The following is a 15746-nucleotide window of genomic DNA, read 5'->3' on the forward strand; positions in this document are numbered from 1 at the left end:
GAGGCAATGTACCCCAGCCCAGGGGGCCTGCCGCGTGGAACAGCGCCCTAAAACCGGGGGAGATCGGGGTGCGGCAACCGCCCGCCGCGCACCAGCAACCGCCCGTACTCCGCACAACGTTGCAAGGTCGGGATCACTTTGCCAGGGTTGAGTAATTCTTTGGCATCAAAAGCGCGCTTGATACCGAACATCTGATCGTTCTCTTGCGCGCTGAACTGCACGCACATGCTGTTGAGCTTTTCCACACCGACGCCGTGCTCGCCGGTGACGGTGCCGCCCATGGCGACGCTGGTCTCCAGGATGTCGGCGCCGAAGCGCTCGCAGCGCTGGAGCTGGTCGGGGTCGTTGGCGTCGAACAGGATCAGCGGGTGCAGGTTGCCGTCGCCCGCGTGGAACACGTTGGCGCAGCGCAGGCCGTAGGTGGTCTCCATGGCCTGGATGGCCAGCAGGATGTCGGCCAGGCGCTTGCGCGGGATGGTCGAGTCCATGCACATGTAGTCGGGGCTGATGCGCCCGCTGGCCGGGAAGGCGTTCTTGCGGCCGCTCCAGAAGCGCAGGCGCTCGGCCTCGTCGCGGCTGACGGCGATGGCGGTGGCGCCGCAGCCGCGCAGCACGGCGCTCATGCGGTCGATTTCCTCGGCCACCTCCTCGGGTGTGCCGTCGCTTTCGCACAGCAGGATGGCCTCGGCGGACAGGTCGTAGCCGGCGTGCACGAAATCCTCGACGGCGGCCGTCATGGGCTTGTCCATCATCTCCAGCCCGGCCGGGATGATGCCGGCGGCGATCACGGCGGCGACCGCGTCGCCCGCCTTTCGCACGTCGTCGAAGCTGGCCATGATGCAGCGCGCCAGCTGCGGCTTGGGCACCAGTTTGACCACCACCTCGACGGTGACGGCCAGCATGCCCTCGCTGCCGACCACTAGGGGCAGCAGATCGAGGCCGGGCGTGTCCAGGGCCTCGCCGCCGAAGGTGACCGGCTCGCCCTCGATGGTGAAGCCGCGCACCTGCAGCACGTTGTGGATGGTCAGGCCGTACTTGAGGCAGTGCACGCCACCGGAGTTCTCGGCCACGTTGCCGCCGATGGTGCAGGCGATCTGGCTGCTCGGGTCGGGCGCGTAGTACAGGCCATGCGGCGCGGCGGCCTCGCTGATGGCCAGGTTGCGCACGCCGGCCTGCACGGTGGCGGTGCGCGAGCGCGGGTCGATGCGCAGGATGCGGTTGAACTTGGCCAGCGACAGCACCACGCCCAGGGCATGCGGCATGGCGCCGCCGGACAGGCCGGTGCCGGCGCCGCGCGCCACCACCGGCACGTCCAGCGCGTGGCAGGCCTTGAGCACGGCGGCCACCTGGGCCTCGGTCTCGGGCAGGGCCACCACCATCGGGCGCTCGCGGTAGGCGGTGAGGCCGTCGCATTCGTAGGGGATGGTGTCCTCGGGCTGCCACAGCAGCGCGTGGGCGGGCAGCAGGGGCGTCAGGGCCCGCACCACGGCGGCCTGGCGCTCGGCGCGGGCCAGGCGCGGGGCCTGGTCGGGGTGGGGTGGGGCGTTCATGGCGGGGGCGTGGGTGGCGGGCCAGTGTAGGCGCGCCGGGCCCGGCGGGGATTGAAAAATCCTGCAGCGGCTGTTGACGAGCGGCGGGGGCGCGGGGTCTTGAAATGTTCGGGGGGCGACTTCAGTTTCGAGGCACCCCGGTGCCGCGGTGGTCGCGGCGCCCTCGAATCTGGAGGACTTTCACCATGACCGGACTCATTGCCCGCAACAGCCTGTTCGATGACCTGTTCCGCGACGTCGCGCCCGGCTTCTTCGTCAAGCCGCTGCACGGCGACGCCCTGCCCGCGCAGATCAAGGTGGACGTGAAGGAAACGCCCGTGGCCTACACCGTGGACGCCGAGCTGCCGGGCGTGGCCAAGGACGACATCCAGGTCACCATCGAGGACGACGTGGTCACCCTGCGCGCCGAGGTCAAGCAGCAGGACGAGCAGCGCGACGGCCAGCGCGTGCTGCGCAGCGAGCGGTACTACGGCGCCGTCTCGCGCGCCTTCCAGCTGCCGCAGCGTGTGGACAAGGACGCGTCCAAGGCGCGCTTCGATAACGGCGTGCTGCGGCTGACGCTGCCCAAGAAGGCCGCCACCTCGGCCCAGCGCCTGGCGATCGATTGAGTGGGAGTGCGGTGGGCGCCGTGGGCGGCGCTCACCCCATGGCCTGCTGCAGCCAGCGCGCGAACGCCGCGCATTCCCAGCGCTCCATGGTGCCGGTGCGCCAGCACAGGTAGTGCGCGTGCGGGCTGGGCACGCGGCGCGGGTACAGGGGCACCAGGGCGCCGCTGTCCAGCCAGGGCGCGGCCAGCTTGTAGCGCAGCAGGCCCACACCCATGCCGGCCGCGGCGGCGTCGCACATCAGGCCGATGTCGTTGAACTGCGAGCCCTCGGTGGGCTCGGGCCAGTCCAGGTCGTGCGCGGCGAACCAGGTGCGCCAGGGCTCCAGAGGGCTGCGCAGCAGGGGCAGGCCTTCCAGGTCCTCGGGTGCCTCGAAGGGGCCGTGCTCGCGCGCGAAGGCCGGCGAGGCCATGGGCGAGACCTCGTCCTTGGCCAGCAGCAGGTACTCCACGTCGGCGTAGCGGCCGGTGCCGTAGCGCACCATCAGGTCGGCGTCCTCGGCCACCACGTCCAGCAGCGGGATGCTGACCTGTAGCGTGAGGTCGATCTCGGGATAGGTGTCGCTGAACTGCTTCAGGCGCGGCAGCACCACCGAGCGCGCGAAGGTGGGGGTGATGGCCAGGCGCAGCTTGCGCCGCCCGGGCGCGGCCTTCTGGCTGGGGAAGCGCTGCAGGGCGCCCAGGCCGTCGCGCACGTGGGTGAGGTACTCGATGCCGTCGGTGGTGAGCGAGAAGTCCGCGCGGCCGAACAGCTTGGTGCCCAGGATCTCTTCCAGCTGGCGGATGCGGTGGCTCACCGCGCTGGGCGTGACGTTGAGCTCGTCGGCCGTCTGCGTGACGCTGCGCAGCCGCGCCAGGGCCTCGAAGGCCAGCAGGCACTGGATGGGCGGGATGCGCGCCGTCATCACGCCCCCACGCTCCGCCGCTGGCGCGGGTCGCTGCCCCCCGCGGGGGCTGGCCCGCCTTGGGGCGGCCCGGCGGCGGTCCGTTCGGCGTTGATGAGGTCTTGCATCACTTGAAGACGACGGTCTTGTGCCCGTTGAGCAGCACGCGGTGCTCGCCGTGCCATTTCACGGCGCGCGCCAGCACCTGGCTCTCGGTGTCGCGGCCCAGGGCGGTGAGGTCTTCCACCGTGTCGGTGTGGTCCACGCGGGCCACGTCCTGTTCGATGATGGGACCCTCGTCGAGGTCGGCCGTCACGTAGTGGGCGGTGGCGCCGATCAGCTTCACGCCGCGGTCGTGCGCCTGGTAGTAGGGCTTGGCGCCCTTGAAGCTGGGCAGGAAGCTGTGGTGGATGTTGATGGCGCGGCCCGAGAGCTCGCGGCACAGCTCGTTGGACAGGATCTGCATGTAGCGCGCCAGCACCACCAGCTCGGCCTGTTCGGCGCGGATGATCTCCAGCTGCTTCGCCTCGGCCTGGGCCTTGGTGGCGGCCGTCACCGGGATGTGGTGGAAGGGCACGTTGTAGCTGGCCGCCAGCTGGTAAAAGTCGCGGTGGTTGCTGACGATGGCGCGGATATCCAGCGGCAGCAGGCCACTCTTCCAGCGGAACAGCAGGTCGTTGAGGCAGTGGCCTTCGCGGCTCACGAAGAGCACGGTGCGCAGCGGTTGCGCCAGCGGGTGCAGGCCCCAGCGCATGCCGAAGGGTTCGGCGAAGGCGCCCAGGCGCTCGCGCAGCTCGGCCTGGCTCAGTTGCGCGCAAGCGAATTGCACGCGCATGAAGAACAGCCCGGTGTCGTGGTCGTTGTACTGGGCTGCCTCTTCGATGTTGCCACCGTGCTGGAACAGAAAGCCCGAGACGGCGTGCACGATGCCGGGGCGGTCCTGGCAGGACAGGGTGAGGACGTAGGTGTTTTCCATGGCGGCGCGATTGTCGCAGGGCGGCCGCCAGTGGGTCTGGCGCGGGGTCGGGCAGTGGCGCCCCCGGCGCGCGGGGGCGGTGCCAGAATGCCCGGATCACCGCTCGCAGGAGACGCCGCATGGCTTACAACGACTTCAACATGGACAACCAGTGGTTGCCCTTCACGCCCAACCGCAGCTTCGCCAAGGACCCGCGCATCTTCGTCGCCGCCGACGGCATGCATTTCACCACGCACGACGGCCGCCAGGTCATCGACGGCATTTCCAGCCTGTGGTGTGTGGGCGCGGGCCACAACCGCCAGCCCATCAACGAGGCCATCAAGCGGCAGCTGGACACGCTGGACTACGCCACCGCCTTCAGCGTGAGCAACGACAAGGCTTTCCGAGCCGCCGAGATGATCGCGGCCCTGGCGCCCGGCGACCTGAACAAGGTGCTGTTCTGCAACTCGGGCAGCGAAGCGGCCGACACCTCCATGAAGGTGGCCCTGGCCTACCACCGCGCGCGCGGCGAGGGCCAGCGCAACCTCTTCATCGGCCGCGAGCGCGGCTACCACGGCGTGGGCTTCGGCGGCATGTCGGTGGGGGGCATCCCGGCCAACCGCAAGGTCTACGGCACCAGCCTGCTGCCGCGCGTGGACCACCTGCGCTTCATCCACGACCCGGTGAAGCACGCCTTCGTGCAGCACCAGGAGCCGGTGTGGGAAGAGGACATCCTGCTGGAGCTGGAGAACCGCATCCTGCCGCTGCACGACCCGAGCAACGTGGCGGCGGTGATCGTGGAGCCGGTGGCCGGCAGCGCGGGCTGGTACGTGCCGCCCCAGGGCTACCTCAAGCGCCTGCGCGAGATCTGCGACAAGCACGGCATCCTGCTGATCTTCGACGAGGTCATCACCGGCTTCGGCCGCCTGGGCACGGCCTTCGGCGCCGACTGGTACGGCGTGCAGCCCGACATGCTGAACTTCGCCAAATGCGTCACCAACGGCGTCATCCCCATGGGCGGCGTGGTCTGCAGCCAGCGCATCTACGACGCCATGATGGGCGCGCACGGCAACGCGCCCGACCACGCCATCGAGTTCTTCCACGGCTACACCTACTCGGGCCACCCGGTGGCCTGCGCGGCGGCCATCGCCACGCTGGAGCTGATGCAGAAGGAGCAGCTGTTCGCGCGCGCCGGCCAGATGGGCCAGGTGCTGAGCGACGCCATGTTCAGCGCCATCAAGGGCCTGCCGCACGTCATCGGCATCCGCAGCCTGGGCCTGGCCTGCGCGGTGGAACTGGCGCCGCAGGCGGGCATGCCCGGCAAGCGCGCCTTCGACGTTTTCCTGGACTGCTTCCACCGCGGCGTGCTGGTGCGCAACGCGGGCGACAACCTGGTGTTCGCGCCGCCTTACATCGTGGAGCGCGAGCACATCGAGACCATGGTCTCCGTGCTGGCCGACGCGATCCAGCGCCTGAAGGACTGATCAGTGCTTGAAGCGCTCGCGCAGCCCGGCGCAGTGGTCGCGCTCGGGCAGCGCGGGCGTGGGCCAGACCACGTCACCCGGCGCGTCGGCGCCGGCCGCGCCCGCGCGCGCCACCACCACGCGGCGGGCCTGGCTGGCGGGCAGGTGCAGCGGCACCCCGATGTCCGTGCGCACATGGCCGTTGCCCGCGATCAGCAGCACCGTGCGGCCCGGCGCCAGGGCCTGGAGCGCGGTGTCCGCCAACGAACGGTCGCGCGCGAGCTGGATGCGCGTCATTGGCGCGATCTGGCTGTCGGGCAGCAGATCGCAGTGGCCTTCGCGCACGGCGGCGCGCTGGCGGTCCAGCACCGGGGCGTCCACCGACCGGTCCAGCGCGGTGTCGGCCATGGCCTCGCGCATCCGCGCGCGCGGCAGGTTGCCACCGAGCACGGGCACGCCCGCGCGCACGGCGGCCATCACCACCGGCCCGTAGACCGGCCAGGGCCAATTGGCCCCCTGGTCCCAGGCCAGGGCCTGGCGCACGGCGTCTTCGCTGGCGTCGCGCGACAGGTGGCGCGTATCGCGGCCGGCCTCGGCCATCTCCATCACCACGGCCGCGAGCTCGCCGCGCGTGGCCAGGGTCTGCACCAGTTCGCGCTGCAACTGCTGGTGCTCGGGCGCGTCGTGCTGCTCGCCCACCAGCAGCAGGGGCGTGGGCTGGGTGCGGGCGAGCAGGGCGGACAGGTCCCGAGGGGTTGTCTGGGCGCAGGCCGCGAGCCAGAGCACGGCCAGGCCAGTGGCGGCAAGGGAGGGCTTCATGCACCGATACTACGGGCCCCGATGGCGCCCTCCGCGCCGCCCGAGATTTCCCGAGTGCCTTTCCCTGTGTCGCGCTTCGGGCCGGCGTCCTGGACGCGCACGGCCCTGACCCTTTTGCTCGCCTACGCCGCCGCCCGCCTGTGCGTCTGGCTGGGCACGCCCATTCCCTGGATGATCGGACCGCTGCTGGCCAGCGCCCTGGTGTCGGTGCTGGGCGCGCCCACCGAAAGCTGGACACCGCTGCGCAACGCCGGGCAGTGGGTGATCGGCGCGGCCCTGGGCCTGTACTTCACCCCCGAGGTGGGCGCCCTGGTCGCCGGCTTGTGGTGGGCGATCGTCCTGGGCGTGGCCTGGGCGCTGCTGCTGGGCCTGGGCTTCGCGGCCTGGCTGCGGCGCCAGCACGCGGCGCGCCTGCGGCTGCCGCCCGCGCAGTTGATCGCCACCACCTATTTTTCGGGCGCCATCGGCGGCGCGTCCGAGATGACCCTGTTGGCCGAGCGCCAGGGCGCGCGCACCGACTTGGTGGCCGCCGCCCACACCCTGCGCGTGCTGCTGGTCACGGTCACCATTCCGTTCGCCCTGCAGGCCGCGGGTGTGCATGGGCTGGACACGCTGCCGCCCGCCATCCGCGAGGTGCACGCGGGCGGGCTGGCCCTGCTGGGGCTGCTCACGCTGGCCGGTGCCCTGGCCATGCAGCGACTGGGCCGCGCCAACCCCTGGTTCATGGGCGCGCTGGTGGTGACCATGGCGATCACGCTGGCGGGCGTGCAGCTCTCGGCCCTGCCGCTGGCCTTCACCAACGCGGCCCAGCTGTTCATCGGCGTGAGCCTGGGGGTGCGCTTCACGCCGGCCTTCGCGCACACGGCGCCGCGCTGGCTGGGTTCGGTGGCACTGGCCACCTTCGCCATGATGGCCCTGTGCGCCGGCTTCGGCTGGGTGGTGGCGCGGCTCACGGGTCTGCACCCGGTGACCATGCTGCTGGGCACCTCACCAGGGGGCATCGCCGAGATGGCCATCACCGCCAAGGTGCTGCAGCTGGGCGTGCCGGTGGTCACCGCCTTCCAGGTTTGCCGCCTGGTGGCGGTGCTGGTCCTGGCCGAGCCGGTGTACCGCTGGCGCTGCGCGCGGGCACAAAAAAGCCTGGCATAGCCAGGCTGGGCTGTGGGTTGTCGGGGCGCCCTGGTGCGCTCAGTGCATCACGACCGGGTTCTGGGCCAGCGAGGCGTAGCCCTCCAGCGTGTTCTCCACCTCTTCCTGCGAGGGGCTGTTGCGCTGCCATTCCACGATCTGGGCCTGGAACATCTCGGCCCAGGAGCCGTCGAGGTAGACCTCCTTGCCCGAGCGCTTGTCCACGATTTCAAAGCCATGGCGCGGGATCTGCGGCCCGGTGTCGGTGGGGGCCTCACCGTCGGCCGGCGCGTTGGCCAGGATGTGGACCACCGCGAACGCTTCCGAGTCGTACAGCATGTGCATGGACTTGATTTCCTTTCCGCCAATCGCTTTCGGCGCTGATGCCGTTATATCGGCAAATTGCATCCCCACTGGAGCAGGGGTATGCCCCAGTTGGGGACGCGACGGCGTTTTTCAATCGGCTTGTGGCGTTTGAGCCGAAACGGGTTCCGGGGTGCTCGGCGGCTAGGGCAAACGGGCGAGCCGTTGATCGGCCACATCGCCATTCGGCTGGGCGATGCGCAGGCGCACCGGCAGGTGGCCCAGGGAGGGCGCCAGCCAGACCTCGACCGTGCTGTCGTGCGGCTTGCGCGGGGTGCGTTTCAGCAGCCGGGCCTCGATGTTGCCGACCGGCAGGCGCAGGGTCTCCAGAGCGCCCACCTCGAACTGCCAGATCTCGGCATCGCCCAGGCCGGCCACCTGGAAGCTCAGCACGTCGCCGGTCTGGCGCGGCTGGGCGCGCAGCAGGCCGGCGAGCTGCAGGAACAGGCTCAGGCGGTCCTGCGCGCCAGGCAGCCACTCGGCCTCGGGGGCGTTGTTGCTGAAGCGGATGCGCTTGGCCCCGGGCTCGAACTGCACGGCGCGCTCGCTGCTGCGCTTGTCGGCGAACCGCGTCGGCCGCAGGCCGTCGGGGCCCACGCTGCCCTGGCTGGTCTGCACGCGCTTGCCGAGCAGGGGCATGGCGAGCTCCAGGCGGGCCTCGTAGTTCGGGCCCTCGCGGCGCCAGGAGAGGCTGCCGGTGGCGCGGTAGTCGAAGCCCTTGGCCTGGCCGAACACCTCGTAACTCAGCTCACTCGCCGGGGGCGGGTCGCTGCGCGGGGCGGTGGCGCTGGCGGCGGGTGCCGGTGGCGCGGCGGCGAACGCGGTGCCGCCCCCCTGGGGGCCGAGCGCCGCGGCGAGGGCCGCCAGCACGCCGGCGCCCAGCCACAGCCAGGGGCGGGATCTCGGGCCCACGGGGGTCTTGAGTGGCTTCATGGCTCGTCGGACCGGGGCGCCGCTTCGCGGTGCCCGAGATCGGCGCTGAGCCGACGGGCGGCGTCGCGCAGCGCGGTCGCCGGGCCGCCGTCCCAGTCGGTGTCCAGGGTGGCCACCGAGCCCAGCACCACCATGGCCAGCACCATGCGGCCCTGCACGTCGAACACGGGGGCGCCAAAGCCGGCCACGCTGGCCTGCAGGCTGTGCACCACGCGCGCCACGCCGCGGCGGCGCACCTCGTCGAGCATTTCCTGCACCTCGGCCATGGAGGTGGGCAGGTCCAGCGGCAAGGGGCCGTTGCGCGGCAGCTTCTTCAGGCGCGCGAGTTCCTCGCGGATCATGGGGCCGACGCGCTGGGCGTCGTGGCCCTCGTCGCCCATGAAAGCGGCGAAGCAGCGGCCGGTGGCGGACGACAGCAGGGGCATCACGTCGCCCAGGCGCAGCGCCACGGGCACGGCCTGGGGCGCCTCGGTCCAGTGCACCATGGTGGGCCCCTGGTTGCCCCAGACGGCGATGGCCAGGGTGTGACCGGTGAGCGGCAGCAGGGCGTCGATGCGCTCGCGCGCCAGGCGCACGGCGTCGATGCGCGACAGGCTGGCCAGGCCCAGGCGCAGCGCGGCCGGTCCCAGGTCGTAGCGGGTGCTGGCGCTGTCCTGCGTGACCAGGCCCAGGCGCTGGAAGCTCACCAGGTAGCGGTGGGCCTTGGCCGCGCTCATGCCGGCGGCGGCGGCCAGGTCGCGCAGCATCAGTGCGCCGCTGGCCCTCGACAGGGCGTTCAACAATTCAAAGCCGACCTCGACCGATTGGATGCCCGCGCGCTGGGGTTCGCTGTCGTCGCTCTCGTTGGCGGGGCTTTGGTCTAGAATCTCGCTCTTACGCATAGGTTAATCGATTTCACTATCCGTAATTATCGCCCCAAAGCCCCTGGGGCACCCATCCACTCAGAAGGCAGCAGGAGATACGCATGAAACTCGCCACCTACAAGGACGGCTCGCGCGACGGACAACTGGTGGTGGTCTCGCGTGACCTGAGCACGGCCCATTATGCGACCGGCATCGCGAACACCCTGCAGCAGGCCCTGGACGACTGGAACTTCATCAGCCCCCAGCTGCAGGACCTGTACGTGACCCTGAACCAGGGCAAGGCGCGCCACGCCTTCCCCTTCGACCCGGCCATGTGCATGGCGCCGCTGCCGCGCGCCTACCAGTGGGCCGACGGCTCGGCTTACCTGAACCACGTGGAGCTGGTGCGCGCCGCGCGCAACTCCGAGGTGCCGGCCAGCTTCTACGAAGACCCGCTGATGTACCAGGGCGGCAGCGACGACTTCATCGGCCCGATGGACGACGTGGTGGTGCCCAGCGAGGACTACGGCATCGACTTCGAGGCCGAGATCACCGTCATCACCGGCGACGTGCCCATGTGCGCGACGCCCGAGCAGGCGCTCGAGGGCATCCGCCTGGTGATGCTGGCCAACGACGTTTCATTGCGCAACCTGATTCCCGCCGAACTGGCCAAGGGCTTCGGCTTCTTCCAGAGCAAGCCCGCCACCGCCTTCAGCCCCGTGGCCGTGACGCCCGACGAGCTGGGCGACGCCTGGCAGGGCGGGCGCCTGCACCTCACGCTGCAGAGCACCTGGAACGGCCGCAAGGTCGGCATGTGCGAGGCCGGCCCCGAGATGACCTTCCACTTCGGCCAGCTCATCGCCCACATCGGCAAGACGCGCAACGTGCGCGCGGGCTCCATCGTGGGCAGCGGCACGGTGAGCAACAAGGGTGTGGAAGTCGACGGCCGCAAGGACTGGCCCAAGGGCTACAGCTGCATCGCCGAGAAGCGCGCGATCGAGACCATCCTCGACGGCAAGCCCTCCACCGCCTTCATGAAGTACGGCGACACCATCCGCATCGAGATGAAGGGCAAGGACGGCCAGTCCATCTTCGGCGCGATCGACCAGAAGATCGCGCCGCTGACCAAGGCCTGAACCCGGCCCCGGGGCGCGGACCGCGCCCGATCAGCGCTCGGCCCGCGCCTGGCAGTCCAGGCAGCGGTCGGCCGTGGGCTGCGCGTGCAGGCGCGCGGCGGGTATCTGCGCGCCGCAGTCCACGCACAGGCCATAGCTGCCGTCGGCGATGCGCGCGAGCGCGGCGTCGATGGCGGCCAGTTCGCCCGCTTCACGCTCACCCAGCACCGAGCCGAGGTCGAAGGCCGGGTCCGCGACGGCGTCGTTGTCGTCGGCCGCCTGGGCGCGCTTGTCGGCGGCCACTTCGGCGCGGCTGCGGGCACCGCCCCGCTGGGCGTACAGGCGCTCCAGCAGCGCCTGGCGCGCGGCACGCAACTGGATCTCGAAGGTGTCGGAAATGAACGTGCTCATGGGGGCCTCCTGCGTGGCTTCCATCTTGGGCCCGGCCGGCGCCGTGGCGCTTGATGCAGGTCAAGCACAATCGATCGGTCCAAGAGCAAACGACCATCAGGAGACCACCATGAGCCCGACCATCGACTACAGCCGCTACCAGACCCTGGAGATCAGCCGCCGTGGCCCGCTGGTGAACGGCACGCCCAGCGTGCTCGACATCCGCATGCGCGCCGATGGCCCCGGCGGCAACGGCAAGCTGCCCACCGCCGGCCACGAAGGCCACTGGGAGCTGAGCGAGATCTGGCGCGACGTGGGCCGCGACGACAGCGTGCGCGCCGCCGTGCTGCGCGGCAGCGGCATGGGCTTTTCCGGTGGCGGCGACCTGGCCCTGGTGCAGGACATGGCCACCGACTTCGAGGTGCGCTCGCGCGTCTGGAAGGAGGCGCGCGACCTGGTCTACAACGTCATCAACTGCGACAAGCCCATCGTCAGCGCCATGCACGGCCCGGCCGTGGGCGCGGGCCTGGTGGCCGGCCTGCTGGCCGACATCTCCATCGCCGCGCGCAGCGCCAAGATCGTCGACGGCCACACGCGCCTGGGCGTGGCGGCGGGCGACCACGCGGCCATCGTCTGGCCGCTGCTGTGCGGCATGGCCAAGGCCAAGTACTACCTCATGCTGTGTGACGCCGTGAGCGGCGAAGAGGCCGAGCGCATCGGCCTGGTCTCGCTGGTGGTGGACGACGACCAGCTGCTCGACAAGGCCTACGAGGTGGCCGACCGCCTGGCCGGCGGCAGCGCCAGCGCGATCCGCTGGACCAAGTACTCGCTCAACAACTGGCTGCGCCAGGCGGGCCCGAGTTTCGACACCTCGCTCGCGCTGGAATTCATGGGTTTTGCCGGGCCCGACGTGCGCGAAGGTGTGGCATCCTTGCGCGAGCGCCGCGCGCCGCGCTACGGCGTCGACGGCTGATCCCCGGTCCTTCCATCGAGGAGTTCGCCATGAGCGATGCGTCCGCCAGCGGCTTCGGCAAGTTCGTGCCGGGTTTCGATTTCCTGCAGAACCTGGCCACGCAGGCCGCCGGCGGCATCGCCCAGGGCATCGGGCAGAACATCCCGCAGCTGCCCAACCTCAGCCACTGGGTGGCGCCCACCTTCAACGTCGAGGAACTCGAGAAGCGCATCGAGGAGCTCAAGGCCGTGCACTACTGGCTGGACCAGAACGCCAAGGCCCTGGGCGCCACCATCCAGGCGCTGGAGGTGCAGAAGATGACGCTGTCCACGCTGAAGTCCATGAACTTCAGCATGGGCGACGTGGCCAACGCGCTCAAGCTCAAGACGGCCGAGGTCGCCGCCAAGGCCAACCCCTTCCCGGGCCTGGAGGTGCCGCCGCGCACCTACAGCACCGAAGTGGCCAAACCCGCGCCCGCGCGGCGCAAGCCGGCCGCGAAGAAAGTGGCGCCCAAGGCCGACAAGGCCGGAGCGGCCGCTCCGGCGGGCGGTGTGGTCGATCCGCTGCAGTGGTGGGGCGCCCTGTCCCAGCAGTTCCAGCAGATCGCCACCAACGCCCTGAAGGACGCGGCCAAGCAAGGCGCGCTGGACACCACGCGCCAGGTCGCCACCGGCCTCACCGACGCCGCCGTGAAGACCGCCACCGGCCTGGCCGGCCAGGCAGCGCGCAGCGCCGCCGGCACCGTGGGCCGCGGCATGGGGGCGGCGGCGGGCGTGGGCCGTGCGGCGGCGCGTGCCGTCTCGTCCGGCGCCCCGGCGGCACCCGCCAAGAAGGCGGCGCCCCGAAAGACGCGCGACAAACGCGCTTGAACCCGCGGGCCCCGCGGGGCTCGAACACCGCATGAAACGTTTCCCCCAGGCGCACGCCACCCACCCGCAATGGCGCATGGCCGCCGCCATGGTGGTGGCGCAGCTGCGCGCGCAGATGGCCCTGCCCGACCACGCCAGCCAGCCCTCGCTGGGGCTGCTCTACATCACCGACCACTACGCCGGCGAGGCCGAGGCCCTGCTGGAGTGGATGAGCGCCGAACTGCCCGAGGTGACCGACTGGGCCGGCACCGTGGGCGTGGGCGTCTCGGCCAGCAACGTGGAGTACTTCGACGAGCCGGCGCTGTCGGTGATGCTGTGCGACCTGAGCCCCGACCAGTACCGCGTGTTCAGTGGCGTGGCCCCGCTGTCGGCCAGCGGGCGCGCGGACGGCGGCGAGGGCTTCGTCGCCCACACGGCCCTGGTGCACGCCGACGCCGGCACGCCCGAGGTGGGTGAGCTGATCGCCGAAATGGCCGAGCGAACCGGCAGCGGCTACCTGTTTGGCGGCCTGGCGGGCAGCCGCGGCCCCACCGTGCAGTTCGCGCTGGGCAGCGCGGGCACCCTCAGCGGTCACGGCGCGGCCAGCGGGGTGTTCCACGGTGGGCTCAGCGGCGTGGCCTTCGGGCGCGAGGTGGGCATCGTCTCGCGCGTCACGCAGGGCGCGCAGCCGATCGCGGCGACCCACGTGGTCACCGAATCCGACTCTCACCTGGTGATCCGCCTGGACGGCGAGCCCGCGCTGGATGTGCTGCTGCGCGAACTGGAGATCTCGCTCGACCACCCCGAGCACGCCATGCTGCGGCTGCGCCACACCCTGGTGGGCGTGACCCGCCCTGGCCCCGACGGCACCCCGCTGGCGACCAGCGAGGCCTCGCACCGGCGCGGCGCCTTCGGGCACGAGGTGATCGTGCGCCACATCATCGGCCTGGACCCGGTGCGCCGGGGCGTGGCCATCGCCGAGCTGGCGCCCGAGGGCTCGCGGCTGGCCTTCTGCGAGCGCCACGTGCAGGCGGCGCGCGCCGACCTCATGCGCGTGTGCGCCGAGGTGCGCGAGGAACTGGAGCCGGAGGAACTGCTGTTCGGCGCCGGTGCGGCCGAGGTGGAGGCCGCGCCGCGGCCGGCCCGCGCCATCGCGGGCGCGGTGTACGTGAGCTGCGCGGGCCGCGGCGGGCCGCACTTCGGCGGGCCGAGCGCCGAGCTGCAGATCGTGCGCCACGCGCTGGGCGACGTGCCGCTGGTGGGCTTCTTCGCCGGTGGCGAGATCGCGCACCACCGGCTCTACGGCTACACCGGCGTGCTGACGGTCTTCGTGCGCGAGGGTTGAGCCGGCCGCGCCCTCAGCGGCGCTGGCGCGCGCGCTCCAGGGCGCGCTGCGCGTCGTCCGGCGTCATGCCATAGCCGTCGGCGAAGGCCGCCACGCTCAGGCCGCTCGATTCGAACGCCCGCAGCAGCGCGGCCTCGCGCGCGATGCGCGCGCTGGCCTCGTCCAGCGCCGCCTCGGTGGCCGCGTTGATCGCCTCGTCGCGCCCGCGCACCAGCGTGGCATAGGCCTCGCGGCCCAGGCCGCTGGCCTCGAAGGCGCGCGCGATGCGCTGGCGCAGCTGCGGCGCCAGGTCTTCGGGGCTGCGCGACTGGCGGCGGCGGTACACCTCCACGATGGCGTGGTGGCGCTGCTCGGGGGCGACCACCTCCACCGCCTGGCCTTGCAGGTCGCGGCGCGGCTGGCCCGAGCCCACGGCGTTGAGGTAGCGCGTGCTGCGCGTGTGCAGGCCCAGGGCGGCCTTCAGGGCCTCGGCCTCCAGCGCCTCGCCGTGCGCGGCGATCAGGTCTTCGAAGATGCCGCGCTTGAGCGGGCGCGGCTCGTCGCCGAACAGGGCGGGGTGCCACTCGGCGAGCTGCGCCAGCAGCGGGTGGCGCGGCGCGGACGGGGCCTTGGGCGTCTTGGGGCCCTGGCGCGGGCGCCGGGGCTGGGGTCGGGTCTCGTTCATGCAGGGGTCGGTTCGACAGGCAAGCCCGCGATCATGCCAGCGGCGCGGCCGGTTCAGCGGCGCAGGTGGGTGAAGGCCTCGAATTCCCAGCGGCGCATGGCCAGCACCAGGGTGTAGCCCTCGCGGTCCTTCTCGGCCAGTTTCTGGTCGGTCTGGTGCTGCTGCGCGAAGTCCTGCGCCACGCGCTGCAGGCGCTCCAGGAACAGCGGCGCCAGCGTGCGGCTCACCGAGCCGTGCACCAGCATCAGGCCCTCGCCGGGGCCGTCGAAGCCGCCCGCGAAGTAGTCAAGCAAGGCGTGTTCGCGGAAGAAGTTCATCACCGCGCCGTGCGGCCGCCAGCGGAAGGTCTTGGCCAGCTTGAGGCGGTAGCGGTTGAGCGGGCGCAGCTCGATGATGCCGATGCGGTCGAGCTGGGCCAGGGACTTCACGCAGTCGGCCTCGCTGAGCCGGTAGGTGCCGGTGATCTGCTCCACCGTCCATTGGCTCAGCACGCAGATGGCCACCAGCAGCAGCTTCTTGTCGGCCACCACGGCCCGCTCCTGCGCGGGCGTGAGCTCGGTCACCAGCGGCTGCGCGTCGGCGACGCGGCGCGCGAGTTCCGCGAAGTCGAGCTTGAGCGCGTGGCAGATGGCGTCGATGCGCGAGAGCGACATGTCGCCCTTGGCCAGCATGCGCTTGACGCTGGACTCGGCCATGCCCATGGCGATCGCCAGGTCGGCGTAGGTCATGCGCGCGGATTTGAGTTCCCGCTTGAGGGCGGTGACGAGGTCGGCGGTGGTGCTCATGGGTGGTCAGAGTATCGAAATTCGGTACCCTGGATGGTGCCAGTCGATCCCGTATCGAAATTCGCGCGGTGGACGGTGGGGGCGGGCAGAATCCGCCGCGCGCCTT

Annotated in this window: 17 protein-coding genes; 7 read left to right on the plus strand and 10 right to left on the minus strand. The window is 71.3% G+C overall.

The window, feature by feature from the left end:
* Positions 1-47: 47 nt before the first annotated feature.
* Positions 48-1550: an FAD-linked oxidase C-terminal domain-containing protein gene (locus BHU06_RS12060; RefSeq protein ID WP_070399427.1), complete on the minus strand. Its 1503-nt coding sequence runs from the start codon at positions 1548-1550 to the stop codon at positions 48-50.
* Between the two features lie 185 nt (positions 1551-1735).
* On the opposite strand from BHU06_RS12060, the gene BHU06_RS12065 reads away from it, so the two are divergent.
* Complete coding sequence (locus tag BHU06_RS12065) at positions 1736-2158, plus strand: Hsp20/alpha crystallin family protein (protein ID WP_070399428.1); 423 nt, start codon at positions 1736-1738, stop codon at positions 2156-2158.
* A gap of 31 nt (positions 2159-2189) precedes the next feature.
* Here the strand turns inward: BHU06_RS12065 and BHU06_RS12070 are convergent, their stop codons facing one another.
* Both BHU06_RS12070 and purU read right to left on the minus strand, forming a co-directional pair.
* Positions 2190-3059: a LysR substrate-binding domain-containing protein gene (locus BHU06_RS12070; protein ID WP_070399429.1), complete on the minus strand. Its 870-nt coding sequence runs from the start codon at positions 3057-3059 to the stop codon at positions 2190-2192.
* Positions 3060-3165: 106 nt separating this feature from the next.
* Positions 3166-4014 (minus strand): formyltetrahydrofolate deformylase, encoded by an 849-nt coding sequence (gene purU, locus BHU06_RS12075; protein ID WP_070399430.1) that lies wholly within the window; start codon positions 4012-4014, stop codon positions 3166-3168.
* Positions 4015-4133: 119 nt separating this feature from the next.
* Here purU and BHU06_RS12080 point away from each other — a divergent pair, with 119 nt between their 5' ends.
* Entirely contained in the window at positions 4134-5477 is a 1344-nt protein-coding gene (locus tag BHU06_RS12080; protein WP_070399431.1) for an aminotransferase class III-fold pyridoxal phosphate-dependent enzyme, read from the plus strand.
* On the opposite strand, the gene BHU06_RS12085 is transcribed toward BHU06_RS12080, so the two are convergent.
* Positions 5478-6275, minus strand: coding sequence for a ChaN family lipoprotein (locus BHU06_RS12085; RefSeq protein WP_070399432.1), 798 nt, complete (start codon positions 6273-6275; stop codon positions 5478-5480).
* 54 nt (positions 6276-6329) lie between these two features.
* On the opposite strand from BHU06_RS12085, the gene BHU06_RS12090 reads away from it, so the two are divergent.
* Positions 6330-7424 (plus strand): AbrB family transcriptional regulator, encoded by a 1095-nt coding sequence (locus BHU06_RS12090; protein ID WP_254668161.1) that lies wholly within the window; start codon positions 6330-6332, stop codon positions 7422-7424.
* 39 nt (positions 7425-7463) lie between these two features.
* Here BHU06_RS12090 and BHU06_RS12095 read toward each other — a convergent pair whose 3' ends face one another.
* The 3 genes from BHU06_RS12095 to BHU06_RS12105 form a co-directional block, all read right to left on the minus strand.
* The gene (locus BHU06_RS12095) at positions 7464-7748 is read right to left on the minus strand and encodes a DUF3567 domain-containing protein (RefSeq protein WP_070399434.1); all 285 of its coding nucleotides are present in this window, start codon (positions 7746-7748) and stop codon (positions 7464-7466) included.
* A 162-nt stretch (positions 7749-7910) separates the two neighbouring features.
* Positions 7911-8678: a DUF3108 domain-containing protein gene (locus BHU06_RS12100; protein ID WP_217494349.1), complete on the minus strand. Its 768-nt coding sequence runs from the start codon at positions 8676-8678 to the stop codon at positions 7911-7913.
* A gap of 17 nt (positions 8679-8695) precedes the next feature.
* On the minus strand, positions 8696-9580 hold the full coding sequence (locus tag BHU06_RS12105; protein WP_070399436.1) for an IclR family transcriptional regulator: 885 nt from the start codon (positions 9578-9580) through the stop codon (positions 8696-8698).
* 83 nt (positions 9581-9663) lie between these two features.
* On the opposite strand from BHU06_RS12105, the gene BHU06_RS12110 reads away from it, so the two are divergent.
* Positions 9664-10677 carry a fumarylacetoacetate hydrolase family protein gene (locus BHU06_RS12110; RefSeq protein WP_070399437.1) on the plus strand — a complete coding sequence of 338 codons (1014 nt, stop codon included), beginning with the start codon at positions 9664-9666 and terminating at the stop codon, positions 10675-10677.
* 30 nt (positions 10678-10707) lie between these two features.
* On the opposite strand, the gene BHU06_RS12115 is transcribed toward BHU06_RS12110, so the two are convergent.
* Positions 10708-11067, minus strand: coding sequence for a TraR/DksA family transcriptional regulator (locus BHU06_RS12115; protein ID WP_070399553.1), 360 nt, complete (start codon positions 11065-11067; stop codon positions 10708-10710).
* Between the two features lie 109 nt (positions 11068-11176).
* On the opposite strand from BHU06_RS12115, the gene BHU06_RS12120 reads away from it, so the two are divergent.
* The 3 genes from BHU06_RS12120 to BHU06_RS12130 are packed head-to-tail and all read left to right on the plus strand — an operon-like array spanning position 11177 to position 14191.
* A complete protein-coding gene (locus BHU06_RS12120; RefSeq protein ID WP_175442845.1) occupies positions 11177-12019 on the plus strand; it encodes an enoyl-CoA hydratase/isomerase family protein in 843 nt (280 codons plus the stop codon).
* 29 nt (positions 12020-12048) lie between these two features.
* Positions 12049-12867: a PhaM family polyhydroxyalkanoate granule multifunctional regulatory protein gene (locus BHU06_RS12125; RefSeq protein WP_070399438.1), complete on the plus strand. Its 819-nt coding sequence runs from the start codon at positions 12049-12051 to the stop codon at positions 12865-12867.
* Positions 12868-12898: 31 nt separating this feature from the next.
* Complete coding sequence (locus BHU06_RS12130) at positions 12899-14191, plus strand: FIST C-terminal domain-containing protein (RefSeq protein WP_070399439.1); 1293 nt, start codon at positions 12899-12901, stop codon at positions 14189-14191.
* A 13-nt stretch (positions 14192-14204) separates the two neighbouring features.
* On the opposite strand, the gene BHU06_RS12135 is transcribed toward BHU06_RS12130, so the two are convergent.
* Together BHU06_RS12135 and BHU06_RS12140 are read right to left on the minus strand one after the other, a co-directional pair.
* On the minus strand, positions 14205-14945 hold the full coding sequence (locus tag BHU06_RS12135) for a ProQ/FINO family protein (protein WP_254668166.1): 741 nt from the start codon (positions 14943-14945) through the stop codon (positions 14205-14207).
* Positions 14909-15640 carry a helix-turn-helix transcriptional regulator gene (locus BHU06_RS12140; protein ID WP_070399441.1) on the minus strand — a complete coding sequence of 244 codons (732 nt, stop codon included), beginning with the start codon at positions 15638-15640 and terminating at the stop codon, positions 14909-14911. Before BHU06_RS12140 ends, BHU06_RS12135 begins: the two co-directional genes overlap by 37 nt.
* Positions 15641-15746 lie beyond the last annotated feature (106 nt).

The sequence above is a fragment of the Hydrogenophaga sp. PML113 genome (genome assembly GCF_001777155.1).
Taxonomy (GTDB): domain Bacteria; phylum Pseudomonadota; class Gammaproteobacteria; order Burkholderiales; family Burkholderiaceae_C; genus Hydrogenophaga; species Hydrogenophaga borbori.

Coding starts and splice junctions, on each gene's coding strand:
- BHU06_RS12115 (WP_070399553.1), bottom strand. CDS start 11,067: ATGAGCACGTTCATTTCCGACACCTTCGAGATCCAGTTGCGTGCCGCG.
- BHU06_RS12065 (WP_070399428.1), top strand. CDS start 1,736: ATGACCGGACTCATTGCCCGCAACAGCCTGTTCGATGACCTGTTCCGC.
- BHU06_RS12095 (WP_070399434.1), bottom strand. CDS start 7,748: ATGCACATGCTGTACGACTCGGAAGCGTTCGCGGTGGTCCACATCCTG.
- BHU06_RS12070 (WP_070399429.1), bottom strand. CDS start 3,059: ATGACGGCGCGCATCCCGCCCATCCAGTGCCTGCTGGCCTTCGAGGCC.
- BHU06_RS12130 (WP_070399439.1), top strand. CDS start 12,899: ATGAAACGTTTCCCCCAGGCGCACGCCACCCACCCGCAATGGCGCATG.
- BHU06_RS12110 (WP_070399437.1), top strand. CDS start 9,664: ATGAAACTCGCCACCTACAAGGACGGCTCGCGCGACGGACAACTGGTG.
- BHU06_RS12085 (WP_070399432.1), bottom strand. CDS start 6,275: ATGAAGCCCTCCCTTGCCGCCACTGGCCTGGCCGTGCTCTGGCTCGCG.
- purU (WP_070399430.1), bottom strand. CDS start 4,014: ATGGAAAACACCTACGTCCTCACCCTGTCCTGCCAGGACCGCCCCGGC.
- BHU06_RS12120 (WP_175442845.1), top strand. CDS start 11,177: ATGAGCCCGACCATCGACTACAGCCGCTACCAGACCCTGGAGATCAGC.
- BHU06_RS12080 (WP_070399431.1), top strand. CDS start 4,134: ATGGCTTACAACGACTTCAACATGGACAACCAGTGGTTGCCCTTCACG.
- BHU06_RS12125 (WP_070399438.1), top strand. CDS start 12,049: ATGAGCGATGCGTCCGCCAGCGGCTTCGGCAAGTTCGTGCCGGGTTTC.
- BHU06_RS12060 (WP_070399427.1), bottom strand. CDS start 1,550: ATGAACGCCCCACCCCACCCCGACCAGGCCCCGCGCCTGGCCCGCGCC.
- BHU06_RS12105 (WP_070399436.1), bottom strand. CDS start 9,580: ATGCGTAAGAGCGAGATTCTAGACCAAAGCCCCGCCAACGAGAGCGAC.
- BHU06_RS12140 (WP_070399441.1), bottom strand. CDS start 15,640: ATGAGCACCACCGCCGACCTCGTCACCGCCCTCAAGCGGGAACTCAAA.